18 protein-coding genes are annotated in these 22019 nt (G+C 72.4%); 12 read left to right on the top strand and 6 right to left on the bottom strand.

The features are described 5' to 3' along the window. Positions 1-19 precede the first annotated feature (19 nt). Positions 20-1660 (bottom strand): FAD-dependent oxidoreductase, encoded by a 1641-nt coding sequence (locus tag Sm713_RS12685; RefSeq protein WP_212909737.1) that lies wholly within the window; start codon positions 1658-1660, stop codon positions 20-22. Beyond that, the gene (locus Sm713_RS12680; RefSeq protein ID WP_212909736.1) at positions 1650-3281 is read right to left on the bottom strand and encodes an extracellular solute-binding protein; all 1632 of its coding nucleotides are present in this window, start codon (positions 3279-3281) and stop codon (positions 1650-1652) included. The genes Sm713_RS12685 and Sm713_RS12680 overlap by 11 nt, the downstream gene beginning before the upstream one ends. A gap of 262 nt (positions 3282-3543) precedes the next feature. Here Sm713_RS12680 and Sm713_RS12675 point away from each other — a divergent pair, with 262 nt between their 5' ends. From Sm713_RS12675 to Sm713_RS12645, 7 genes are all read left to right on the top strand, one after another. Further along, positions 3544-5127, top strand: a complete 1584-nt coding sequence (locus Sm713_RS12675; protein WP_212909735.1) for an FAD-dependent oxidoreductase — start codon at positions 3544-3546, stop codon at positions 5125-5127. Positions 5128-5156: 29 nt separating this feature from the next. After that, positions 5157-6224, top strand: coding sequence for a LacI family DNA-binding transcriptional regulator (locus Sm713_RS12670; RefSeq protein ID WP_212909734.1), 1068 nt, complete (start codon positions 5157-5159; stop codon positions 6222-6224). Then, entirely contained in the window at positions 6221-7195 is a 975-nt protein-coding gene (locus Sm713_RS12665) for an ABC transporter permease subunit (RefSeq protein ID WP_212909733.1), read from the top strand. The genes Sm713_RS12670 and Sm713_RS12665 overlap by 4 nt, the downstream gene beginning before the upstream one ends. Continuing rightward, positions 7192-8055, top strand: coding sequence for a carbohydrate ABC transporter permease (locus Sm713_RS12660; RefSeq protein ID WP_212909732.1), 864 nt, complete (start codon positions 7192-7194; stop codon positions 8053-8055). Before Sm713_RS12665 ends, Sm713_RS12660 begins: the two co-directional genes overlap by 4 nt. A 152-nt stretch (positions 8056-8207) precedes the next feature. Continuing rightward, a complete protein-coding gene (locus tag Sm713_RS12655) occupies positions 8208-9137 on the top strand; it encodes a dihydrodipicolinate synthase family protein (protein ID WP_212909731.1) in 930 nt (309 codons plus the stop codon). 78 nt (positions 9138-9215) lie between these two features. Continuing rightward, the gene (locus tag Sm713_RS12650) at positions 9216-9698 is read left to right on the top strand and encodes a hypothetical protein (RefSeq protein WP_212909730.1); all 483 of its coding nucleotides are present in this window, start codon (positions 9216-9218) and stop codon (positions 9696-9698) included. 155 nt (positions 9699-9853) lie between these two features. Continuing rightward, the gene (locus tag Sm713_RS12645) at positions 9854-11302 is read left to right on the top strand and encodes a M1 family metallopeptidase (protein ID WP_212909729.1); all 1449 of its coding nucleotides are present in this window, start codon (positions 9854-9856) and stop codon (positions 11300-11302) included. Between the two features lie 574 nt (positions 11303-11876). Here the strand turns inward: Sm713_RS12645 and Sm713_RS12640 are convergent. Further along, the gene (locus Sm713_RS12640) at positions 11877-12836 is read right to left on the bottom strand and encodes a patatin-like phospholipase family protein (RefSeq protein ID WP_212909728.1); all 960 of its coding nucleotides are present in this window, start codon (positions 12834-12836) and stop codon (positions 11877-11879) included. Between the two features lie 526 nt (positions 12837-13362). Between Sm713_RS12640 and Sm713_RS12635 the strand changes: the two genes are divergently transcribed. Further along, the gene (locus Sm713_RS12635; protein WP_212909727.1) at positions 13363-14856 is read left to right on the top strand and encodes an alkaline phosphatase family protein; all 1494 of its coding nucleotides are present in this window, start codon (positions 13363-13365) and stop codon (positions 14854-14856) included. A gap of 251 nt (positions 14857-15107) precedes the next feature. Further along, positions 15108-15581 carry a hypothetical protein gene (locus Sm713_RS12630; RefSeq protein WP_249416256.1) on the top strand — a complete coding sequence of 158 codons (474 nt, stop codon included), beginning with the start codon at positions 15108-15110 and terminating at the stop codon, positions 15579-15581. A 158-nt stretch (positions 15582-15739) separates the two neighbouring features. Here the strand turns inward: Sm713_RS12630 and Sm713_RS12625 are convergent, their stop codons facing one another. Both Sm713_RS12625 and Sm713_RS12620 read right to left on the bottom strand, forming a co-directional pair. Next, a complete protein-coding gene (locus Sm713_RS12625; RefSeq protein WP_212909726.1) occupies positions 15740-16033 on the bottom strand; it encodes a hypothetical protein in 294 nt (97 codons plus the stop codon). 212 nt (positions 16034-16245) lie between these two features. Next, positions 16246-16797, bottom strand: coding sequence for a hypothetical protein (locus Sm713_RS12620; protein WP_212909725.1), 552 nt, complete (start codon positions 16795-16797; stop codon positions 16246-16248). A 641-nt stretch (positions 16798-17438) separates the two neighbouring features. Between Sm713_RS12620 and Sm713_RS12615 the strand changes: the two genes are divergently transcribed. The 3 genes from Sm713_RS12615 to Sm713_RS12605 all read left to right on the top strand — a co-directional run bounded on the left by Sm713_RS12615 (position 17439) and on the right by Sm713_RS12605 (position 21038). After that, the gene (locus Sm713_RS12615; RefSeq protein ID WP_212909724.1) at positions 17439-17591 is read left to right on the top strand and encodes a hypothetical protein; all 153 of its coding nucleotides are present in this window, start codon (positions 17439-17441) and stop codon (positions 17589-17591) included. Between the two features lie 156 nt (positions 17592-17747). After that, positions 17748-18623, top strand: a complete 876-nt coding sequence (locus tag Sm713_RS12610; protein WP_212909723.1) for a class I SAM-dependent methyltransferase — start codon at positions 17748-17750, stop codon at positions 18621-18623. Between the two features lie 138 nt (positions 18624-18761). After that, complete coding sequence (locus tag Sm713_RS12605) at positions 18762-21038, top strand: DUF4328 domain-containing protein (RefSeq protein ID WP_212909722.1); 2277 nt, start codon at positions 18762-18764, stop codon at positions 21036-21038. Positions 21039-21071: 33 nt separating this feature from the next. On the opposite strand, the gene Sm713_RS12600 is transcribed toward Sm713_RS12605, so the two are convergent. Continuing rightward, positions 21072-22001 carry a DMT family transporter gene (locus Sm713_RS12600; RefSeq protein WP_212911966.1) on the bottom strand — a complete coding sequence of 310 codons (930 nt, stop codon included), beginning with the start codon at positions 21999-22001 and terminating at the stop codon, positions 21072-21074. Positions 22002-22019 lie beyond the last annotated feature (18 nt).

Below are 22019 nucleotides of genomic sequence, written 5' to 3'. Positions count from 1 at the left end.
GCGTAGGGGCGTCGTGGGCTCAGCGCACCCTGCGTTCGGGCGTCGCGTAGAGCGGGGTGGCGCTGCGGAGTGCCTGCGAGGGCCTGGTGGTCGCGACGGACGCGGGCCAGCGCACCGGCGCGCCGAGGGTGCCGGTGAGCAGGCGCTGGACGTCCTCGGTGCGGGCGGCCGAGCCGGCCACGGCGTGCGGCTCGGTGGCCTCGTCGAGGCAGTAGGCGCTCAGCGCGCCGACGGCTTCGCCGATGGACCACTCCACGGGGTGCAGCCGGTAGCAGCCGTTCGTCAGGTGGGTGGTGCCGATGTTCTTGGCGGCCGGGAGCAGGTTCCGCATCCGCACCGGGACGAGCGCGCCGAGCGGGATCTCGAACGGGTAGCACTCCAGGTTGATGTACGACACGCCGGACGAGCTCGGGTGCAGGTCGATGTTGTAGTGGCCGATCCCCACGCTGTCCGCGAACCGTTCCGCGCCCTGGCCCTCGGGCCGGTCGACGACGGCGACGTGCTGTTCGAGGACGGTGAAGCGGGCGCGGATGCGGCGGGCCTCGCGGACGTAGACGGACTTGGCGAGCCCGTCGGGGGTGTCGACGAGATCGGGGCGCAGCCGCAGGCCCGGATATCCCTGCTCCGTCTGCATCCAGTACAGGTACGACAGGGAGAGCTCGCGGCAGCGGGCGAGCGCCCGGTCCCGGTCCTCGGGCGTCACCCCCGGGCCGACCAGCGGGGCCTCCCAGTAGTCGGTGTTGGGCCAGTTGACGAGGGTGATGTCGGAGTCGAAGGCGCCGTCCTCGAACTGGCTCCGGGCGCGGATGCGCCGGAAGTGCCACAGGTCGCGGGAGGTGCGGGCGTCGATCGGGTCCTCGAAGATGCGGTTCTCGGTGCCCCGCATCGTGCGGATGTCGATCTTCTCCCAGCTGAGCTGCGGTCCCGGCCAGAAGGGGTCGTGGTGGGTCTTCCAGTGGTCGTAGGAGCCGGGCCGCTCGACGGTGTGGTCCTCCCCGGGGCGGTATTCGAGCGGGAAGCACCAGGTGACGGCCTGCTGGTCCATGGGGTCGGCGGCGGGTGCGGCGTAGGGCTCGCCGGTGTCCTGCCGGGACTCGGCGCCCACGACGTGCTCGACGCCGGCCAGGTCGAGCAGGTCGCCGAGTTCGGTGGCGTCGACGACGAACGGCGCGGTGACGGTGGTGTGCTCCCCGGTGCGGTCGTCGCGGAACGTCACGGAGTCGACGCGGTCCCCGGTGGTCGCGGCCGAGACCGGGGTGTGGTGGTACAGCACGGTGATGCGGCCGGACGAGCGGTGCGGCGCGAGGAGTTCGTCGATGGCGGCGACGGCGGCGCGCGGCTCGTGGCAGAGCCTGCTGACCATGCCGAGGCCGGGGTTGAGGTCCGGCTGTGCGGCGACCTCCGCGCGCAGGGGGTAGGTGCGGCGGTAGTGGTCGCGGATGCGGGTGCGCAGGTCGGCGTAGCCGCTGCTGGTGTGCCCGCTCTCGATCCACGGGTGCTCGTCGGAGGGCACGGCCTGCGCGGTGAGCTGGCCGCCGAGCCAGTCGGTGGGCTCGGTGACGACGACGTCGCGGCCGAGGCGCGCGGCGGTGAGGGCGGCGGCCACCCCTCCGAGGCCGCCGCCGGCCACCAGGAGGTCGGTGCGCAGTTCAGTGGGCATCGGCGTACGCCGCCTCGTACTCGGCACGGATGGCGTCGCCGCCCTGGGTCCGCCAGCTCCTGACGGCGTCGTCCCACGCGGAGACCGGCTTGTTGCCCTGCATGATCTGGGAGAGCGCGTCCTGCATGAGCTTCTGGATCTGGAGCTTCTTGGTGGTGTCGGTGTCGGAGTACAGTCCGGCGCCCGCGCCGCGGAGCAGCCCCGGCACGATCCGCTGCTGGTAGTCGTGCTGGGCGCGGACCCTGTCGGGTGCGCCGGGGCCGAGGAAGGGCGGGCCGTCGACCAGGTACTCCAGGGGCAGCGTGGTGTCCTTCTTGCCTCGCCCGGTGAGCGCCGGGAGGCCCTTGGCGAAGGTGAAGTCGTCGCCCTGGATGCCGTAGTTGCGGAACAGGTGCTCCTCGGTGCCGAGCGGCGCGGCCAGCCAATTGGCCATGGAGAGCAGCTGGCCGACGCGCTTGGCGTCGCTCGTCTTCTTCAGGGCGGTGAGCGCGAACGTCGCCCCTCCCGCGTAGTGGCGGGCGTCGCCTCCGCCGTCGTACCTGGGGGCGACGAGGCCGCCGACGGTGACGCCGTAGGTGTTGGCGAGCAGGTCCCAGGCGGCGGCGCCGTCGCGGTTGAGGGCCGTCCTGCCGGTGCCGAACCACACCCTGGGGTCGGAGGTGGCGGCGAAGGAGTCGGGGTGGAAGACGCCCTTCTTCACCAGGGTGCGCAGGTCGTCCGCGGCCTGCTTGGCCTCCTCGGTCTCGAACCAGGAGGTGAACCTGCCGCCCCGCTGGCCCCACTCGTTGGGCGCGCCGAGCATCTGCATGAGGAAGGCCCAGGTGGACAGCGGTCCTGCCGCGCCGAAGCCGAGGGCCCACTGCTTGTTCCTGGCGTCGGTCAGGCCGGTGCAGAGCTCGGTGAACTCCGCGTAGCTCTTCGGGTCGCCGCCGAGGCCCTTGTCCTTGATCAGGTCCGCGCGGCAGAACATGACGCTGCCGATCACCGGGCGCGGCGTCGGCAGGGCGTAGATGCCGCCGTTGTAGACGCAGGCGCGCCAGGACTCGGTGGGGATGTTGGCGAGGAAGGGGTACTTCTTCACCGCGTCGCCGGACAGGTACTCGGTGAGGTCGGTGAACTGCGCCTTGAGGATCTGGGCGCGCTGCGGCTGGTCCATCCTGATCTCGACCAGGTCGGGCAGGTCGCCTCCGGCGAGCACGGTCGCGAGCTTCTGGAGGTAGTCGGCGTCCGGGACCATGCCGAGGTCGAGCTCGGTGCCGAGGCGCTTGTTGAGCTCCTGCCAGAACGGGTTCCTGCCGGCGGCCGGCGGGACGGGTTCGAAGATGTTGACCAGAGCGCTGATCTTCGGGCCCGCCGCGGGCTTGCCCCTGACGCCCGTCACGGGGTGCGCCGGGTAGCCGTAGAACCCGGCGAGCACGCCCTTGGCGGTGCCGGGCAGGTCGGGTTTGACGCCCTGGTAGGGGACGTAACTGGGCAGGCGCACGGCCGCGTTCGCCGCGCCCTGGGCCTTCGAGGTCCCTGCCGAGTCCGTGCCGCTGCATGCCGTGAGCAGCGGCCCCGCCGCCGCGGCGGCCACCGCCCCGGCCAACAAGCGCCGCCGGCCCATCCCTTGTGTTCCCACGGTGAAACTCCTTCTCGATGAGGAGGATGTGCAAGTCGCTGGCGCAGCGCTGATACTGACGCACCGCTTATTACTAATACGATTGCCGAGGTGCGCTTCCGGCGCAGCCGGTTGCCGGTGAGGTTAGCGGCGGATTCCGGCGCCAAGTCAAGGGGCGTGACAGGGCTTTCCATTTCTCGGTATTAGCAATATCAGTTATGGACGTACGAGTTTCGTCGATGCTATGAATGCCCTACACCAACAGCCCATCGGGAGGGGAAACATGGCGCACGGCGAAGCGCTCGCGGGGCTGCGCTACTGGCGGCAGCCGGAGCCGGCGGCGTCCGCGGGGGTGCCTGTGGACTGCGATGTCCTCGTGTACGGCGGCACGTCGGGCGGCGTCGCCGCGGCGGTCCGCGCCGCCCGCGCCGGCCTCGACGTCGCCCTGGTCGCGCCCGGCGAGCGGCTGGGCGGCATGAGCTCCTGCGGACTCGGCTTCACCGACACCGGGCATCCGGCGACCGTCGGCGGCCTGTCCCGTTCCTTCTACGACGAGGTGGCCCGGCACTACGGATCGCCCGCGCCCCGCTGGAACTTCGAACCGGGCGTCGCCGAGGGGATCTACGAGCGCTGGGTGTCCGAGGCCGGTGTCACCGTGCACCGCGGGCGCCACCTCGACGCGGTGTCCCTGCGGGACGGCAGGATCGAGGAGCTGCGCACGGACGACGGCACGGTCCACCGCGCCCGCTGCTTCGTGGACGCCACCTACGAGGGCGACCTGATGGCGGCGGCCGGGGTCGGCCACACGCTCGGCCGGGAGCCGGCCACCGCGTACGGCGAGTCCCTGGCCGGCGTCCAGGCCAGCACGAACCACCAGTTCGAGCGGCGGGTCGATCCGTACGTGGTGCCGGGCGATCCCGGAAGCGGGCTGCTGCCCGGCATCTCCGACGGCGGCCACGGGGACACCGGCGAGGGCGACCGGAGCATCCAGGCCTACAACTTCCGCCTCTGCGTCACCACGGCCGACGACCGGGTGCCCTTCCCCGAGCCGGACGGCTACGACCCGGGGCGCTACGAACTGCTCCGCAGGTACGTCGACGCCGGTGTCTACGAGCTCTTCGGCCGCACCTGCCTGGTGGAGTCGGGCGAGCACGGCGACGTCTTCGACATGAACAACCACGGCGCCTTCTCCTCCGACCACATCGGCGCCAACCACGAATGGCCGAAGGCCGGTCCGGCGCGGCGCGAGGAGATCTTCCAGGACCACGTGCGCTACCAGGCCGGGCTGCTGTACTTCCTCGCCAACGACCCCCGGCTGCCCGCCGAGGTGCGCTCCGCGACCCGGGCCTACGGCCTGTCGCCCCGGGAGTTCGCGGACACCGCCCACTGGCCGCCGCAGCTCTACGTCCGCGAGGGCCGCCGCATGGTCGCCGAGCACGTCATCACCCAGGCGGACGGCGAGGCGCGCACCTCCGTCCCCGACCCGGTCGCCCTCGCCTCGTACGTCATGGACTCGCACAACGTGAAGCGCGTCCTCGTCGACGGCTCCCCGCGCAACGAGGGCAACGTCCAGCAGAGCGTCACCGCGCCGTTCGGGATCTCCTACCGGTCGATCGTCCCGCGCGCGTCCGAGTGCCGGAACCTCCTGGTCGCCGCCGCCATCTCGGCGTCCCACGTGGCGTTCTCGTCCGTGCGCATGGAGCCGGTCTTCATGATGCTCGGCGAGGCCGCGGGCGCCGCCGCCGCGCTCGCCTGCGACGCCAGGTCGGCCGTCCAGGACGTGCCGTACGCCACCCTGCGGCGCGATCTGACCACGGGCGGTGCGGTGCTGACCTGGCCGCCGCTACATTCGGCGGCCAGCCAGTGAAGACCAGCAACCCCACGTAAGGACGGACTGTGGCATCTCCCCAGGCACGCGGACCGCGCCAGGCCGATGTGGCACGCGAGGCCGGCGTCTCCCAGTCGACGGTGTCCATGGTGCTCGGCGGTGCCACCGAGGCCCAGCGGATCTCCGGCGAGACCCGCCGCCGGGTCATCGAGGCCGCGCGGAAGCTGCGGTACACCGCCCAGACGGCCAAGCCGTCCTCCCGTGCCTCCACCCAGGGCCTGCTGCTGGGCGTGCACACCTTCGAGCCGGTCTTCCCGACGAACACCGGCGACTACTACTTCGAGTTCCTGCGCGGCATCGAGGAGCAGGCCGTCGCCGAGTCGTGCAACCTGGTGCTCTTCACCGCCACCCAGACCGAGGACGGCATCCGCCGCATCTACGACGCGGACGGCGTCAACGCCCTGCGGCACGCGGCGGGTTCGGTACTCCTCGGCCACCACGCCGGGCCCGACGAGCTCGCCCGCCTGGAGAACGACGGCTACCCGTTCGTCTTCATCGGCCGCCGCGAGGTCCCCGGCATGGACATCGCCTACGTCGGCGGCGACTACCGCGGCGCCACCGCACGCATCGTCGGCGACCTGGTCGCCCAGGGCCACCGACGCTTCGCCTACCTCGGCGAGGCGAGGCGCCGCGAGACGCAGACCGACCGGTGGGAGGGCTTCGCCGGGGCCCTCACCCGCTTCGGCCTCGCCGTCCCCGAGCCCGCCTTCACCACGCCCGAGCAGCTCACCGCCCAGTGGCTCGACGCGGCGCTCGCCGACGGCGCGACCGCGGTACTCGTGGAATCCGTCAACCTGGTGCGGGTCCTCGCCGTGATGACCGGCGTCCGCGGCCTCGGCATCCCGGACGACCTGTCCGTCGTCCTCCTCGTGGACAGCCCCGGCGGCCCCACCGAATCCCACCCGTGGGCCTGCCTCCACGTGCCCCGCAACGGCATGGGCCGGCGCGCCGTGCGCCTGCTCGTCCAGCTCCTCGGGGACCCGGCCGGCGACCACGAGCGTCAGGTCCTGCTGCCCTGCACCCACAACCTGACCGGCACCGTCGCCCCGCCCCGCCACACCGGGAGTGCCCCATGAGCCTCGCCCTGAGAACCCGCCTGCCAAAGACGGAGCCCGCACCCGCCCGGCAGCGCCGGCCCACCACCCGCCTGGCCCGGCTGCGCCGCGACAGATTCCTGCTCCTCCTCGCGGTGCCGGGCATGGCGGCCATCGTCCTCTTCCACTACGTACCGCTGCTCGGCAACGTCACCGCCTTCCAGGCCTACCAGCCGTTCCTCGGTATCACGGGCTCCCCGTGGAGCGGCCTGGACAACTTCCGGATCCTGTTCGCCGGGGACCCGGCCTTCCTCAATGCCCTGCGCAACACGCTGCTGATCTCGTTCATCCAGATCGTCCTGGTCTTCCCGATCCCCATCGCGCTCGCGCTGCTCCTCAACAGCCTGCTGTCGGAGCACGTCAAGCGGCTGGCGCAGAGCGTCCTCTACCTGCCGCACTTCATGTCCTGGGTGATCGTCGTCGCGCTCTTCCAGAACATGCTCGGCAACGGCGGGATGCTCAACGACTGGCTGCGGGACCACGGCCACTCGACGCTCGACATCATCGGCAACCCGGACTTCTTCGCGGTCCTCATCACCTCCCAGGTGGTCTGGAAGGACTCGGGGTGGGCGATGATCCTCTTCCTCGCGGCCCTGTCCCGCATCGACGCCCAGCTCTACGAGGCGGCGGCGGTGGACGGTGCGAGCCGGGCCAGGCAGACGTGGCACGTCACCCTGCCGGGCATCCGGGGTGTCATCGTGCTGCTGCTCATCCTGCGCCTCGGCGACTCCCTCACCGTCGGCTTCGAGCAGATCATCCTCCAGCAGCAGGCCGTCGGCCTCGACCACTCCGAGGTCCTCGACACCTACGTCTACAACCAGGGCGTCCTCGGCGGCTCCTGGGGGGTGGCCGCGGCGGTGGGGCTGGTCAAGGGCCTCGTCGGGGTGGGCCTGGTGCTCGGCGCCAACAAGGTCGCCCACATCTTCGGAGAGCGAGGGGTCTACCAGTCATGAGCGCCACCGCCACCCCGCACCCGGTCGCGCGCGGCGCCAAGGGCGTCGTCGTCCTCGCCGCCTGCGCCCTGGTCGTCCTGCCGTTCCTCGCCGTCGTCTCCACCAGCCTCGCCTCACCGGACCAGGTCAACCGGGCGGGCGGATTCGTCCTGTGGCCGGACCACCCCACGCTTCAGGCGTACCGGACGATCCTGTCCGGCGCGACGGTCACCCAGGCGCTGCTGGTCTCGGCCGGGATCACCGTCGTGGGCACCCTGCTGTCGCTCTCGTGCACCGCGCTGCTGGCGTACGCGCTGTCGAGGCCGGGCAGCTTCGGCGCGAAGCCCATGCTCCTCGCCGTGCTCTTCACGCTGCTCTTCAGCCCCGGCATCATCCCCAGCTACCTGATGGTCAAGCAGCTCGGCCTGTTCGACTCGTACTGGTCGCTGATCCTCCCGGTGGTCGTCAACGGCTTCAACGTCATCGTCGTCCGCGCGTTCTTCATGGACCTGCCGGCCGAGCTGCTGGACTCGGCGAGGCTCGACGGGGCGAGCGAGGTGCAGACACTCGTACGGCTGGTGCTGCCGCTGTCCAAGGCGGTGCTCGCCGTCACGGGGCTGTTCTACGCCGTCTCCTACTGGAACAGCTTCTTCACCGCGCTGCTCTACATCAGCGACACCGCCAAGTGGCCCCTGCAACTGGTGCTGCGCACCTACGTGGTGGGCGGCTCGGAGATAGGCAGCACGGAGGCGGTGCTCCCTCCGCAGCAGTCGCTCCAGATGGCGATCCTCGTCATCAGCATCGTGCCGATCCTGGTCGTCTACCCCTTCCTCCAGAGGCACTTCGCCAAGGGGGTCCTGGTGGGCGCGGTGAAGGGGTGAGCCCCTGGCCGCTGCCGTCCGCCGTGCCCCGGCGGTCCGTGGCGGCCCACGGCGGTCCGTGGGGGACGGTGCTGGTCCGGGGATTGACAGCGTGATCCACCGCGGGCAGGCTGCCGACCCTGCCCGACCCGGCCCGTCCTGAGGGAGCGACGATGAAGCCACTGCCGGCGGACGAGGTCACCGGCGTGTGGGCGACGCTCCTGCTCCCCGTCGAGGGCCGGGACGCCATCGCCTGGGACCGGCTGGACGGCCAGCTCGACGCGCTGCTGGCCAGCGGCGTCGACGGCGTCTACGCCCACGGCACCGCGGGCGAGTTCCACACCCTCGACGAGGCCGGGTTCGACCGGGTGAACACGGTGCTGGCGGGGCGCTGCGAGGCGGCCGGGCTGCCGTACCAGATCGGCGCCTCGCACCCGGCCGCGCCGGTGATGCTCGGCCGCATCCGGCGCGCGGCCAGGCTGCGGCCGGGCGCCCTCCAGGTGATCCTGCCGGACTGGGTCCCGCTCAACGACGACGAGGTCGTACGGTTCGTGGCCGGCGCGGCCGAGGCAGCCGGCGACGTGCCGCTGGTGCTCTACAACCCGCCGCACGCCAAGACCGCGGTGCGGCCGGCGCTCCTCGGGCGGGTGGCCCGCGAGGTCCCGGGGCTCATCGGCGTCAAGGTGGCCGGCGGCGACGACGCGTGGTACGCGGCGATGGCCGAGGCGGCGCCCCGGCTGTCGGTCTTCGTGCCCGGCCACCTGCTGGCGTCCGGGCTGGCCCGCGGCGCGCACGGCAGCTACTCGAACGTCGCGGCCCTGTCGCCCCGCGGAGCCGTCGCCTGGTACCGGCTGATGAGGACGGACCCGGCCGCGGCCGCAGACGTGGAGCGCCGCATCGCGGAGTTCTTCGCCCTGCACATCGCGCCGTTGCAGGCGCGCGGGCTCTCCAACCCCGCGCTGGACAAGTTCCTTGCCGCCGTCGGCGGTTGGGCGGACATCGGCGTGACGCTGCGCTGGCCGGCGTCGTCGGCACCCGCCGAGGCGGTCGCACCGGCCCGCGCCGACGCCCACCGGCTGCTGCCGGAGCTCTTTCCGGCGTAGGTCTTGCCGCTGTTCGGCACCGCTTTCGCAGGTCTCCCGTGCTTCCCACGGGTGAGGCGGGCCCAGTAGCGTCAAGGGGTGGACGGGGACACGAGCGAGGACGTGGATTTCCACTTCAGCGGGGCCTGGTGCGACCTCATACTCCGTCTGGGAGCGCATCGGCACGCGTTCCGCACGCCCGGCGTCAACGACCCGTTCGCGGAGTTGGCGGAGGCCGTCGCCACGCTCGCCCGCCCGGCGTCCGGACCGTCCCTGCGGGCGGTGCTCTGGGGCGACGAACCGGGCGGGGTCTTCCTGGACTTCGGCTGGGCCCCGGCCGACCACCTGGCCCTGGTGGTGCACGCGGTGGCGATCCGCTCCTGGATCACCGCGCCCAACTGGATGCCGATGCGCGGCGAGGCGGTGGCCGGGTATGTGGCGCCGCGCCGCACGTTCGCCGGTGCGTTCCTGCGCGGCTTCGAGGCGGTCGGGGCGGCCGCGGGGCCGGACGGCTCGATCGCGGGCTGGCCGCACCCCTTCCCTGCCGGTGCCGTGGGCAGGCTCCGCGCCGCGCTCGGCTGATCCGCGGCTCCTGACCGTCATCGGCGCGCACAGGCTCCCCTGAACCCCGGCCGCCCTGGCCACCCCTGCCACCCCTGCCACCCCGGGTGGGACGTGCCCACCGGTGCGTCCAAGCCCTGTCCGCTTCCGATGGACGTGTGGCATCATCCGCTGCCATGTCACCGTTATCCACCCGATCGTCAACAACAGCCCGCCGGCTGCTCGTCGTGCTGCTCGTGTGGCTCATGGCCCAGGGCGCCGCGGTGTCCGGCACCTTCGCGGCACCACCGGTCGCGGGGAGGGGAGCCGCCGGCACGGCGACGCCCGGCACCGCGACTCCGGCCACCGCGACACCCGACGGCGCGACACCCGACGGCGCCCGCTACGACGTGAGTCTGCGCGCCGACACCGACGGCTCCCACTGGACGGGCCGGCAGAGCGTGTCGCTGCGCAACGCCTCCGACCAGCCACTCCGAGAGGTGTACCTGCGGCTCTGGGGCAACGGCGAGGACAGGTGCGGCACGCCGGACGCGCCCTCGCCCGTGAAGGTGTCGGGTGTGCGGGGCGGCACCGCCGGCCCCCTCACCGTGGACTGCACGGCGCTGGCCATCACCCTGCCGAAGCCGCTCGCACACGGCCGGCGCACGTCGATCGCGTTCGACGTGTCCATCACCGTGCCCGAGCGGAACGCCCGCTTCGGCCGCGACGGAGCGTCCCGATTCCTGGGCAACGCGCTGCCGGTGCTCGCCGTGCACGACGGGAAGGGCTGGCACCTCGACCCGTACGTGTCGACCGGTGAGAGCTTCTACACCCTCGCGAGCGACTTCCGGGTGCGCATCGACCACCCCGCCGCCCTGGAGGTCCCCGCGACGGGCCGCACGTCGACCCGCCCCGGTGGCGCCGGACGCGTCATCACGTCGAGCGTCGCGCACCGGGTACGTGACTTCGCCTGGGCCGCCGGCCCGTTCCGCACGGCGACGGACACGTCGCCCTCGGGGGTGCGCGTGAAGTCGTACTGGGCACCCGACACGCCTGCCGCGGGCATGCGCCTGAACCGCGAGAACGGCGTCGCCGCCGTCGACCGGTTCGGCGAGGAGTTCGGCCGCTATCCGTACGGCGAGATCGACCTCGTGATGACCAGCGGGTTCGGCGGCGGCATGGAGTACCCGGGCCTGGTTCTCCTCGGCACCGCGGAGGACGGCGGTGCTGTCGCCCACGAGGTGGCCCACCAGTGGTGGTACGGCATCGTCGGCAACGACGAGTACGGCGCGCCCTGGCTGGACGAGAGCTTCGCGCAGTACGCCAACGAGCTCTTCTACGGCATGGACATGAAAAACTGCTGGTCGGATACCGCCGTCTTCCCGAGCGAGGACACGGCGCTGACCAACTCCATGGCGTACTGGTCCGCGCACGGCAACGAGTACCACCTTCTCTACACGGCCGGTCCCTGTGCCCTGGCCGACCTGGAGACCACCCTCGGGTCCGGCACCATGGCGCGCCTTCTGAAGCAGTACGCCCACGACCACTGGTACGGCGTCTCCACCACCGCCGACTTCAAGAAGGCCGCTCAGGCGGTGACGGACAAGGATCTGACCGCCTTCTGGGACGAGCACAGGATTCGGTGAGCCTGCCGCCTCCCGGCCGGCCGTCCGTCTGTCCGTCCGGGAGGCCCACGGTCGGCAGGCCCGCGGTCCAGGAGGCCCCGGCCCGGGAGACTCCCGGTCCGGGAGGCCCGCGCCCCTGCGCCGCCGGTGCCCGGCCCGCCGCCGCCGGTGACACGTGCGGATGCGGGAGGCCGGCAGCGCTCCGGTCACTTCGGGCGAACGTCCACCCTCTCAACCGGGACGGTGGAGCGCTACGGGGTACCGGGAAGCGCTACCGGGCGCCGGGGTGCGTTACCGGCCGCCGGAGGTGCGTTACCGGCCGCCAGAGGTGCGCTCTCGGCCGCCAGGCGTGCGCATTCGGCCGCCTAGGTCGTGTCCGGCGGATCTTCGTGGGCCCGCGACTCCCCCACTGCCTCAAGGGCGTGGGTGGGGGTACCTCCCACGCCCTTCAGGCAGTGGGGGAGTGCCCCCAGTACCGCACCTCGCCGCGTTGTCGGAGTCATCCGAGTACGCCCCGTACGAGGACGATCCTCCGCCTTGCGATGCACGGCACCAGACGCCGCAGGCTGATCCACGAAGATCCGCCGGACACGACCTAGCGGTTCGGCTTCTGGAGTTCGAGGAACTTCCGGGCCGCGGTCTGCCCGCTGGCGAACAGCTTCTTCTTGTTCTCGTCGGATATGCCGAAGTCGAGCGAGCTGATGCCCATCGTGTCGACGAACACCGTCCGCCGGTTGACTCCCTCGTCGTCCAGCGCGTAGCGGTTCCACTCGGACGTCAGGGTGCCCAGCAGACGGATCAGCAGGCGGGCCGCGGAGGTGATCGGCTCGTCGTGCTCGGTGTCCGGCTTGCTGGACAGCTTGATGCCCCAGGTGGGCCACCGCTCGGGCTTTCCGTCCGTGCGGTCGAAGGCGGTGATCGGGAAGTTGGACAGCAGCCCGCCGTCGACCCACGTCACCGATCCGGAGTTCGAGGCAACGGTGACCGGCCGGAAGTACCCCGGGACCGACATGGACGCGCGTACCGCGTCGACCACGAGCTGCTCGTCGCCCTTGAGCCCGTACTGGTCGTAGTCCCAGGGCATCCTGACGAGGGTTCCCCTGCTCAGGTCGCTCGCGTGCACGACCAGGGAGTACCGCTTGTCCTGCGGCAGCGACGAGTCCGCGTCGTCCTGGCGCAGGTCGGCGAAGGTCTTCACGCCCACCCCCTCAAGGATCGGCCCCAGCCACTCCTTGAGGTAGTTGCCGTCGTGCGCGCCCTCGTGCAGCAGCACGTTGATGCCGTCGCCGAGCACGGGTATCCGCTCCAGCAGCGAGCCCTCCGCGAACTCGTGGTACTGGAGGCCGTTCATGATGTCCTCGAGCTCGTGCAGGTCCCGGCCGGCCTTCTGGTACGAGGCGACCAGCGCGCCCACGATCGCACCCGCGCTGGTGCCCGCTATGCGGGCGAAGGTGTATCCGGCGTCGTACAGCGCCAGCACCGCTCCGAGCAGCGACGTGCCCTTGACGCCACCACCCTCCAGCACCAGGTCAACCGTCTTGCTTGCATCGGTCATTTCGGTCCTTCCGGCCATAGGATCAGGTCTGCCCCGGCTCTCCGGGCCGTTGCCCAACTACCCTGTGATTTGCCCAATTTGATGAGGCATCACATCCCGGATGCCCTACATCGCAGGACGTGGGAGACGGGGCTCCGGTTCACACCGGCGTGGCCCACACCGGTGCCCGCGGGCGCCGGGGAACCGTACCCGCGGCCCGTGACGCGCAGGTTGACGCGAGATGCAGGTGATCGCCGGGGCCTGTGACGCCGGCGGGCACGGACGACCGGGACTCCGCTCCTCCCCCACGGAGGCGGGGACATCCGGACGCGGGGACACCCGGACGTGGGAGCCCGCACATGGGCCGGGACGCGGCACACCCGGACGCGGCACACCCGCACATGGGACCCGGTGGGGACATCCGGTCGATACGTTCAGCGGGAGTTCCGTCGGGGGCCACCCCGAAACGGTCCGACGAGCGCTTGCCCCGGTGAGGGTGTTCCAGCGCCCCCCACGTTGGCTTCCGGCCAATCCGGAAAGGACCCTGATGGACACTCCTCAGACGCGGGACCCCAAGGCGAAGCTGACCCGGCGCAGACTCCTCGGCTCCGCGGCCACCGTCGCCGGCATCGCCGCCGTCGACTCCGCGCTGCCGGCCAACATCCGCAACGCGGTCGCCGCGGGCCCGGTACGCCGCGGCAAGCTCTCCGACATCGAGCACGTCGTCCTGCTGATGCAGGAGAACCGCTCCTTCGACCACTATTTCGGCACCCTCTCAGGGGTGCGCGGCTTCAGCGACCCCATGGCCGCGAAGCTGCCGACCGGCGACTCCGTCTTCAAGCAGCCCGACCCCGCGGGCGCCCAGGGGTACATGCTCCCGTACCACCTGGAGACGAAGACGACCAACGCGCAGGCGATCCCCTCCATGAGCCACGCGTGGAAGGTGCAGCACGCGGCGTGGAACGGCGGCAGGATGGACAACTGGCTGCCCGCCCACCGCGCGGCCGACGGTGACGGCGACGGTGTCTACACCATGGGGCACTACACCCGTGAGGACATCCCGTTCCAGTTCGCCCTCGCCGAGAACTTCACCGTGCTCGACCACTACCACTGCAGCGTGATGGGCCCCACGCACCCGAACCGCTACATGTGGATGACCGGCACGATCGACCCGGGCGGCCTGGCCGGCGGCCCCGCCCTGGACAACAACGCCCCGACGGGCACCTACTCCTGGACCACGTACCCCGAGCGGCTGCTCCAGGCGGGCGTGGATTTCAAGTTCTACCACGAAGAGGGCAGCGTCACCGGTGTGGCGCTGATCCAGCACATGAAGCAGTACATGTCGCTGACGCCGGACTCGGAGCTGTACAAGCGGACGATGGCGTCCTCGCCGGTCGGGCAGTTCCAGTACGACGCGATGAACGACCGCCTGCCCACCGTGAGCTGGATCTGCCCGCCGAGCAGCATGAACGAGCACCCCGCGAACCTGCCGGCGGCCGGCGCCACCTTCGTGGCCTCCATCGTCGACGCCATCGCGGCCAACCCCGAGGTGTGGGCGAAGACCGCCTTCATCCTCTCGTACGACGAGAACGACGGCCTCTTCGACCACGTCGTCCCGCCGACCCCGCCGGCCGGCACGCCGGACGAGATCGTCACGAAGACGTCGGTGACGGGTGTGGACGGGGCCGGGCTCCCCGTCGGCCTGGGCTTCCGGGTGCCGTGCATCATCGTCTCCCCGTGGACGGTAGGCGGCTGGGTCAGCTCCGAAGTGGCCGACCACACCTCCCAGCTCCGCTTCCTGGAGGCGGTCACGGGCGTGAAGGAGCCCAACATCAGCGACTGGCGGCGCCGTACGGTCGGCGACCTGACCTCCGCGTTCCGCTTCCACGAGGCCGCGAAGCCGGCCCCGGTGCTGCCGGGGACCACGGCGCAGTACGACCTCGCCCAGTACGAGGTCAAGGAGCTGCCGAAGCCGACCATCCCGCCGGCCGACCAGCAGATGCCGCGCCAGGAGCCGGGCAAGCGCCCGCACACTCCCTGACGCCGCCGGGCCCCGGTCGGGCACCCCCGACCGCGGCCCGGCCACGGCCCGCCTCCGCCGGAACACCTCCCGGCGGAGGCGGCGCCGTTCGGGCAGGACGTGGGCCGCCCCGCCGGCGGCGGTGTCGAAGGGGACCGACCACGTCCGGGTGAGATGTGCGAGAACGCCGGGCGCCGCCCCGGCGCTCGGAGCAGCATGCCGAGTACTCCGGTCCCGTACCGGGTTGACGGCATCTCACCACAGGAGTGCGGATGAAACGTTTACGGAGAACGCGACTGCTGGCTCTCGGCGTCATGGCCCTGCTGTTCGGCCTGATCGCCTCCCCCACCGCGCAGGCGGCACCGGCGAAGACGGCTGCCGCCGCAGCTGCCACCGACTGCGCCGGCAGCTGGGACGGCAAGACGTACTGGGCGAAGAGCCCTTCCGGCGCGAACGGCGGCGGCTACGCGCGCACCTACTGGGACAGCTCGACCAAGCGGAACTGCGCGAAGTTCTGGTCCAGCCCCTACGACGGCCTGGCGTCCCACATCACGCTGTACCTCTACTCGGAGGACAGCGACTACGCCGCCGACCCGCCCCAGGAGCACCCGGCGAACTACCACTACTACGCCGGCCCGCTCTACACGTGGTTCGACGCGACAGGCCAGTGCATCCACCTGGGCGGCTCGCTGGTCCGCGGCGGGGTGACCTACCGCCTCAGCACCGGGGACATCCGCTGCGGCTGATCCCCCACGGCTGAACCCCCGCCGGGCGGGACACCGGGCCCGGCGGGCGGCCCCGGCGGGCGGCGATGCGGCCGAGCCCGCCGGGGCTCCACGCTCGACGACGATCGCCGGCCCCCGGCGGGACCGCGCCGCCCGCGACATCCACGGGGGCGGTCCCGTCAGCCGGATCCCGGCCGGTTGACGGCGCTGAGTGCCTGCCGCAGTACCCGGTCATCCGGCGGCCCGTCCGGCCAGCGGGCGGCGATGTGGCCGTCCGGGCGGACCAGTAGGGCGCCGTGCGGGCCCAGGCCGCAGAGGTCGAGGTGCTCCTCGGGGAGGGGTTCGACGTGCACCGGCGGGCCTGGTGCGGTGGCCTGGCGTTCCCAGGGGGCGGGGTCCGGGGTGACCAGGGTGAACCACTCGCCGACGGTGTCGAGCGTGGAGCGGTCGGGCCCGAGCCAGAGGTGGGGCATCCAGCGGCCGGGGTCCGCGGTGGGGACGTAGTCCGTGCCTCCGTCGGGCGGGTCGGAAGGCGTGCCGCCCTCGGTGAGGACGGCGTCGGAGCGGTAGCCGGCGCCGAGTACGAGGCCGAGTTGGGCGAAGTACCGGTCCGTCCAGGGGAGTTCGATCCTCTCGGCGGCGGCGGCACCGTCGGCACTGGTGGGCTCCGGGCCGAGGGTGGCGATCAGGGCCCGCGCCTCCTCCTTGCCGAAGGCGTCGATGGCCGCCGTCCGCAGGACCTCCTGTTCCTGGCGGACGCCCGCGTCCGGAGCAGGTTGTCCTTGTTCGCCCGCACCCAGCGCTGGGCCTCGGTGAGCGGCCGGGCCTCGGCGGCGGAGGCGGGCCTGGCGCCCATCACGCCCGCTGCCAGCGCCAGCCCACCGGTCAGCCGCAGGAACTGCGCCCGCCCGATCACCCGGCCGCGCCCCGCGGACTCCTTCTCCCCTCCGCTCGAAGCCTGCCCCGCGGCGCCGCCCGCTCCGCGCAGTTCGCCGAGCGCCGCCAGCGCGCGGACCGTGGCGCGTGGCCCCAGCCGCAGGGCCAGCCGTACCGTCATCACGGGGCCGGTCCAGGCCCGGACCTTCTCGCCGCTCCGGCCCGTGGCCACCTTGATGAGCGTCGGGACGAACGGAGCGTCGTCACCGAGCGCCTTGCCGCGCCAGGCGACGACCTCCGGTTGCGTCAAGGGCTTGACGTCGAGCCGGTCGCCTCCGGACCGCGCGATCCTCTCCGCCACCTTCCGGCACTGGCAACAGGACGCGTCGAACGCCAGGACCCACGTCTCGGCCGTTCGCGTACCACACCCCTTCTGGATGGAGTCACTCCGACATGCACCCAGATCCGCCCGTCACGGAACAGATCAGGCGCACTCTCCGAGTGTGGGAGAGCCATCGCCCGCGCACCAGGAACGCGGCGGACGATGGCTAACGCCCGCCCTGTCATTGACTGATATGGAAGAGGACAGAAGAGGACGGAAGAGGGCTGTTTCGAACACTTGATACAGGATCGCACTCAGAGACGAGATGAAGTGCGGGCCATGGCTCCGCCCGGCCGCCCGCATCCGCTTCGACGTCGGGTGCACGTCCGCCCACGTGCCGTCACCCGGGAGAGCCCAGCCCCCTTGCGGGTATATCAGGGGTAAACGGCGGGAAAAGCGGTTGCCGTTGCGAGAACCGGTTTGGTTTTCCGTACAACCACCGCCCGGGGTGCGGTGTCTAAGCGTGTGATCGGAGGCAACGGATAACAACACCGTCCGCAGAGGACATCTGTGGACTCAGTCCGCTCTCTCACCGGCGGCAATGCGGTCGGTGAGCGGATAACCCGTGTGCATTTCCGACGGAAGTCTCCGCACCGAATTCCGCGAAGGGTTTCTTCTGCATGCAAGCGTCCAGGAACACCGCCGCCACCGCCCCCCGTGCCGCCGCGGGCGGGGCCGTGCCCTGGGTGCCCTTCGCGCGGGCGGCCGGGAAGGGCACAGCCCCGGACCTGCTCTTCGGCGGCCCGGTCACCGGCCGGGTCCACCAGAGGTAGCCGGCGGGCCGTCAGGCGTGGGGGAGCCGGGGACTCCCCCGTGCCCGGACCCTGGACGGAGCCCGGACGGAGTCCCGCCGGTCCGTCCGACGTGGTCATCTGCACCCCCCCACACCTTTTACCACCGCCCCTAATACCTGTGAGGGTCACAGAGCCATGCGAACCATACTCACCAGCAGGGTCGCCCGGAGCGTCCTGCGCCCGGTCGCGGATCTCATCGATCAGCGTATAGAGCGCCGGGTCCGCGAACTGGACAAGCTGAGAAACAGACAGCGCCCCGTCGAATTGCTCTTCGACGGAACGGGCCGGGGAGTTTCACGGCTTCCGGCGCAGGTCCATCTCGACCGCCTCGTCGGGGAACTGGCGCGGATCTCGGGCGACCGGGCGGCCGCGGAGCGCAACGTCGCCCAGTCGTTCCGGCTGCTGATCGCCATGGAGGCGCTGGGGGTCGGCCGGATCGCAGGCGGCACGATGAACATCTGCGGCAAGCTCTCCGCCGTACCGCTGCTCGATCCGCCGAACGACGAGATCCTGGAGATCGGCACCCTCTACGGGCTGTTCGGCGCCGCTCTCATCCGGATGATGGAGCGCGCGGGGCGCGACCCGCACCTCACGATCGTCGACCCGCTCGCGGGCCTCCAGTTGCAGCCGGGCACCACGGAGGGGGCCGACCCGACGGGCACGCCCGTGCGCGGACCGGCGGTCCGCACCAACCTGGCCCTGGCGGGCGCGGCCGGCACGGCGGCCCGTGTCCAGCAGGGCTTCTCCGAGGACCCCGAGGTGCGCGCCCTGGTCTCCGACCGCTCGTACGGAGTGATCATCGTCGACGGCGACCACTCCGCGCCCGGTGTCGCGGCGGACCTGGAGTGGGCCGAGCAGATCATCGCGCCCGGCGGCATCGTCGTGCTCGACGACTTCGGGCACAAGAAGTGGCCCGGCATCAAGGAGGCCTTCGAGAAGCACATGGCCACGGACACCCGGCTGAGGTTCCTCGGCCAGGTGGCGAACTCGGGGTATCTGCGCGCCGAGTGACCGGCCGGGGGCCGGTGACCGGTAGAGGGGAGCCGGGGCCCGGGGGCCCGCGGAGGCGGCGGGGAGCCGACCGCGCGGCGCGGCGAGTCGTATCCTTCGCTGCGACAAGGCCGCGCACCCGGGAGAGAGACCAGCGCAATGGAGCCGCTTGGGCCGGACGATCCGGAGTCGATGGGCGCCTACCGGCTGCTGGGACGGCTCGGCGAGGGCGGGATGGGCCGGGTCTACCTGGCCCGCTCCTCGCGCGGGCGGACCGTCGCCGTCAAGACCATCCAGCCCGTCCTCGCCCGCGAGCCCGCCTTCCGGCACCGCTTCGCCCAGGAGATCGCCGCCGCGCGCCGGGTGGGCGGGGTGTGGACGGCGGCGGTGCTCGACGCCGACACCGCCGCGGCGACGCCCTGGGTCGCCACCGGATACATCGCCGGTCCCACGCTCCACCATGTGGTGGCCCGGGACTTCGGCCCCCTGCCGACGCGGTCGCTGACCACGCTCTCCGCCGGGCTGGCGCACGCGCTGCGCGACATCCACGAGACCGGCCTCGTGCACCGCGACCTGAAGCCGTCCAACGTCCTGATCACCATCGACGGCCCCCGCGTCATCGACTTCGGCATCGCCCGCGCCCTCGACGCGGCGGCCGCCGCCGGGCTGACCCGCACCGGCGCCCTCATGGGCTCGCCCGCCTTCATGTCGCCCGAGCAGGTACGCGGCGAGCGGCTGACGGCGGCCAGCGACGTCTTCAGCCTCGGCTCCGTCCTGGCCTACGCGGCCACCGCCAGGCTGCCGTTCGGCACGGAGGACAGCGGCGGGCACGCGCTGATGTTCCGGATCGTGGAGGCGGAGGCGGCCCTCGACGGCGTACCGGACGGGCCGCTGTCCGAGCTGATCGGCGACTGCCTCCGCAAGGAGCCGGACGACCGCCCCACCGTCGCCGAGTTGCTGGCACGCACGGCGGCGGGCGCGGAGCCGCGCGGTGAGTGGCTGCCGGCGCGGGTGCTGGCACAGCTCGGCCGGCACGCCGTGGCACTGCTGGACCACGAGGGCCCGGCGGGCGGGGCCGGTGGGGGCGGCACGGCGGACCCGGCCAGTGCGGGCGACCCAGCTCGTGCGGCCGCCCCAGCCGCCGCGGGCACCCCTGGTCGCGATGCCGCCCCTGACCGCGATGCCGCCCCTGACGGCGAGGCCACCGCTGACGGCGCGCCCGCCACGGACAGTGAGGCGCCCGCGGGCAGGAAGGCATCCGCGGGCAGCGCGGCCGGAGCGGCGGAGACGGCCGGCACCGCGGACACGGCGCCCACCGCGGAGACCGTCGCCATGGCGGAAGCGGCCGGCCCGGGCGCCGCCGGCGCCCCGACCGTCGCCGGCCACCCCGCGCCCGCCCCCACCCGCCATCTCACCGGGGCAGTACCGGCGCGCCCCGCCACCGGCCCGGGGCCCCGGCCGCCCCGGCACTCCCCCGCCGTGCCACCGCCGGCGCCCCCGCGGCCGTCCACGCGTCCCGTCGCGGGCACACCGGCACCGGCACCGGCCGTACCCGCCTCACCGCCCGGAACACCGCCGGGACCCGCCGCCGCTCCCGGGCCCGGAACGCCACCGGGGTCCATCCCCGCTCCCCGGTCCGGGCGGCGCGGAACGCGACCGGGCCCCGCCCACGTCCCCCGGCCGGGGACGCCGGCATCACCGCAGTCGCCGCCGTCACCTCATTCCCCGCCGTCACCCCAGTCGCCACCACCCCATCCGGTGTCCGGTCGCGCCACCACCGGCGCCCGCCGCATCGGCCGCCCGGCCGTCCTGCTGTACGTGCTCCTCGCCGGCTTCGCCGCCACCGCGCTCTACGCCATGGCGGCCTACGCCCAGCTCTTCGGCGAACTCGGCACATGGCGCGCGCGGGGTCTCCTGTACGGCACCCGCCGAGGCGAGCTTGCAGGGCGGCAGGACCTGCTGGACGAGCGGGTCCTCAACCTCATGGACCTGCTGTTCCTCGCAGTGCTCGTCGTCTGGCTGGTCTGGTTCTGGCAGGTCAGGCGGAACGCCGAGGTGCTCGCCCCCGGCCGCGTCCGGTACCCGCCGGCCATGGCCGTGGTCCTCTGGCTCGTCCCGCTGGTAAACCTCGTCCTGCCGAAGCGGATCGCCCGGGACATCTGGCTCGCCTCCCAGCCGGCCCGGGGGCACCCGCGGGCCGGCCTGCGGACGGTCCACACCTGGTGGGCGCTCCTGCTGCTCTACGCCGTGCCCGGGGTCCTCGGCGTGAGCCGGTGGTGGCAGAACGGCGAGGGCTACGCGGACGCCCGCGCGCTGGTGGCGCTGGCCGCCCTCCAGAAGGCCGCGGGCTTCACCGCGGCCATCGCCGCGATCATCTTCGTCCACGAGCTCACCACGATGCAGAACGCGAGGGTCGCGGTGGGGTCCCGCCGCTGACGGGCAGGACGGGCGGGACGGGCGAGATCGCGGTCACGCGGCGGGGCTGGCCCCGATGTGCTGACGGCCGGGATCCCGCCGCACGGCCGCCTGCTCGTCTCCGCGGCCCCGGCAGTCCGCCAGGCACCGGGTGTGCGAGAGCACGAAGGTGCCGTACAGCAGCAGCGCCGCGCCCAGCACGGCCGGGATCAGCCGCAGGCCGGTGTGCGGATGCTCGCCGTAGAGGACCACGCCCAGGCAGACGCTGACCGCCGCGTCACCGAGCGTCAGCGCGGGCTGGGAGGCGATGAGCGGGCCGCCCTGCATCGCCGTCTCCAGGATGAGCAGGGCGACGCCGCCCACCACCGCGAAGCCGTACGTCTGCCAGGCCAGCAGGAACCCCGTGATGCCGTCGTGCGCGAGGATCGCCACGGACGACTTGATCAGGGCCGCCGCCAGCGCGTTGCCGATCGCGGCCGCCGCGGCGAGGCTCGCGGCGCGGGCGGGCCCCACGGGCAGCCGGGTGCCGATCACGGTCAGCACGGTGCCGAGCGTCCCCGCAGCGATCAGGACCGGGGGCCACGAGAGCCCCGGGACCTGCTCGTGCCCGCCGCTCGGGGCCAGCGAGCCGAGGCACACGGCAAGCCCGAGGACGATGCACCCCACGGCCGTCCAGGACCTGCGCGTGCGGCGGACGTGGAAGACGAGGCCCCCGATCACCAGGGCGAGCGGCAGTTCCAGGACGAAGACGGGCTGGACCACCGCGAGGGGGCCGGTGGCCAGCGCCACGGCCTGGAGCGCCGCCGAGGCGACGACGCCGAGCATGCCGGCGAACCAGATCGGGGTGTGGGACAGATCCCGGAGCAGTCCGACGCGCAGCGTGTTCGACGACGGCACGGCCAGTACCGCACGGCGTTGCAGCACCGTTCCGAGGGCGTTGCTGCCGGCGGCGGCCAAGGCGAACAGAACGGACAGCACGAGCATCGTCACGCGTGGTCTCCT

The organism is Streptomyces sp. TS71-3 (genome assembly GCF_018327685.1).
Taxonomy (GTDB): Bacteria; Actinomycetota; Actinomycetes; order Streptomycetales; family Streptomycetaceae; genus Streptomyces.
This window is presented reverse-complemented; position numbering and strand designations above follow the sequence as displayed.

Coding starts and splice junctions, on each gene's coding strand:
- Sm713_RS12685 (WP_212909737.1), bottom strand. CDS start 1,660: ATGCCCACTGAACTGCGCACCGACCTCCTGGTGGCCGGCGGCGGCCTC.
- Sm713_RS12675 (WP_212909735.1), top strand. CDS start 3,544: ATGGCGCACGGCGAAGCGCTCGCGGGGCTGCGCTACTGGCGGCAGCCG.
- Sm713_RS12665 (WP_212909733.1), top strand. CDS start 6,221: ATGAGCCTCGCCCTGAGAACCCGCCTGCCAAAGACGGAGCCCGCACCC.
- Sm713_RS12660 (WP_212909732.1), top strand. CDS start 7,192: ATGAGCGCCACCGCCACCCCGCACCCGGTCGCGCGCGGCGCCAAGGGC.
- Sm713_RS12655 (WP_212909731.1), top strand. CDS start 8,208: ATGAAGCCACTGCCGGCGGACGAGGTCACCGGCGTGTGGGCGACGCTC.
- Sm713_RS12645 (WP_212909729.1), top strand. CDS start 9,854: ATGTCACCGTTATCCACCCGATCGTCAACAACAGCCCGCCGGCTGCTC.
- Sm713_RS12640 (WP_212909728.1), bottom strand. CDS start 12,836: ATGACCGATGCAAGCAAGACGGTTGACCTGGTGCTGGAGGGTGGTGGC.
- Sm713_RS12635 (WP_212909727.1), top strand. CDS start 13,363: ATGGACACTCCTCAGACGCGGGACCCCAAGGCGAAGCTGACCCGGCGC.
- Sm713_RS12630 (WP_249416256.1), top strand. CDS start 15,108: ATGAAACGTTTACGGAGAACGCGACTGCTGGCTCTCGGCGTCATGGCC.
- Sm713_RS12625 (WP_212909726.1), bottom strand. CDS start 16,033: ATGCCCCACCTCTGGCTCGGGCCCGACCGCTCCACGCTCGACACCGTC.
- Sm713_RS12615 (WP_212909724.1), top strand. CDS start 17,439: ATGCAAGCGTCCAGGAACACCGCCGCCACCGCCCCCCGTGCCGCCGCG.
- Sm713_RS12610 (WP_212909723.1), top strand. CDS start 17,748: ATGCGAACCATACTCACCAGCAGGGTCGCCCGGAGCGTCCTGCGCCCG.
- Sm713_RS12605 (WP_212909722.1), top strand. CDS start 18,762: ATGGAGCCGCTTGGGCCGGACGATCCGGAGTCGATGGGCGCCTACCGG.
- Sm713_RS12600 (WP_212911966.1), bottom strand. CDS start 22,001: ATGCTCGTGCTGTCCGTTCTGTTCGCCTTGGCCGCCGCCGGCAGCAAC.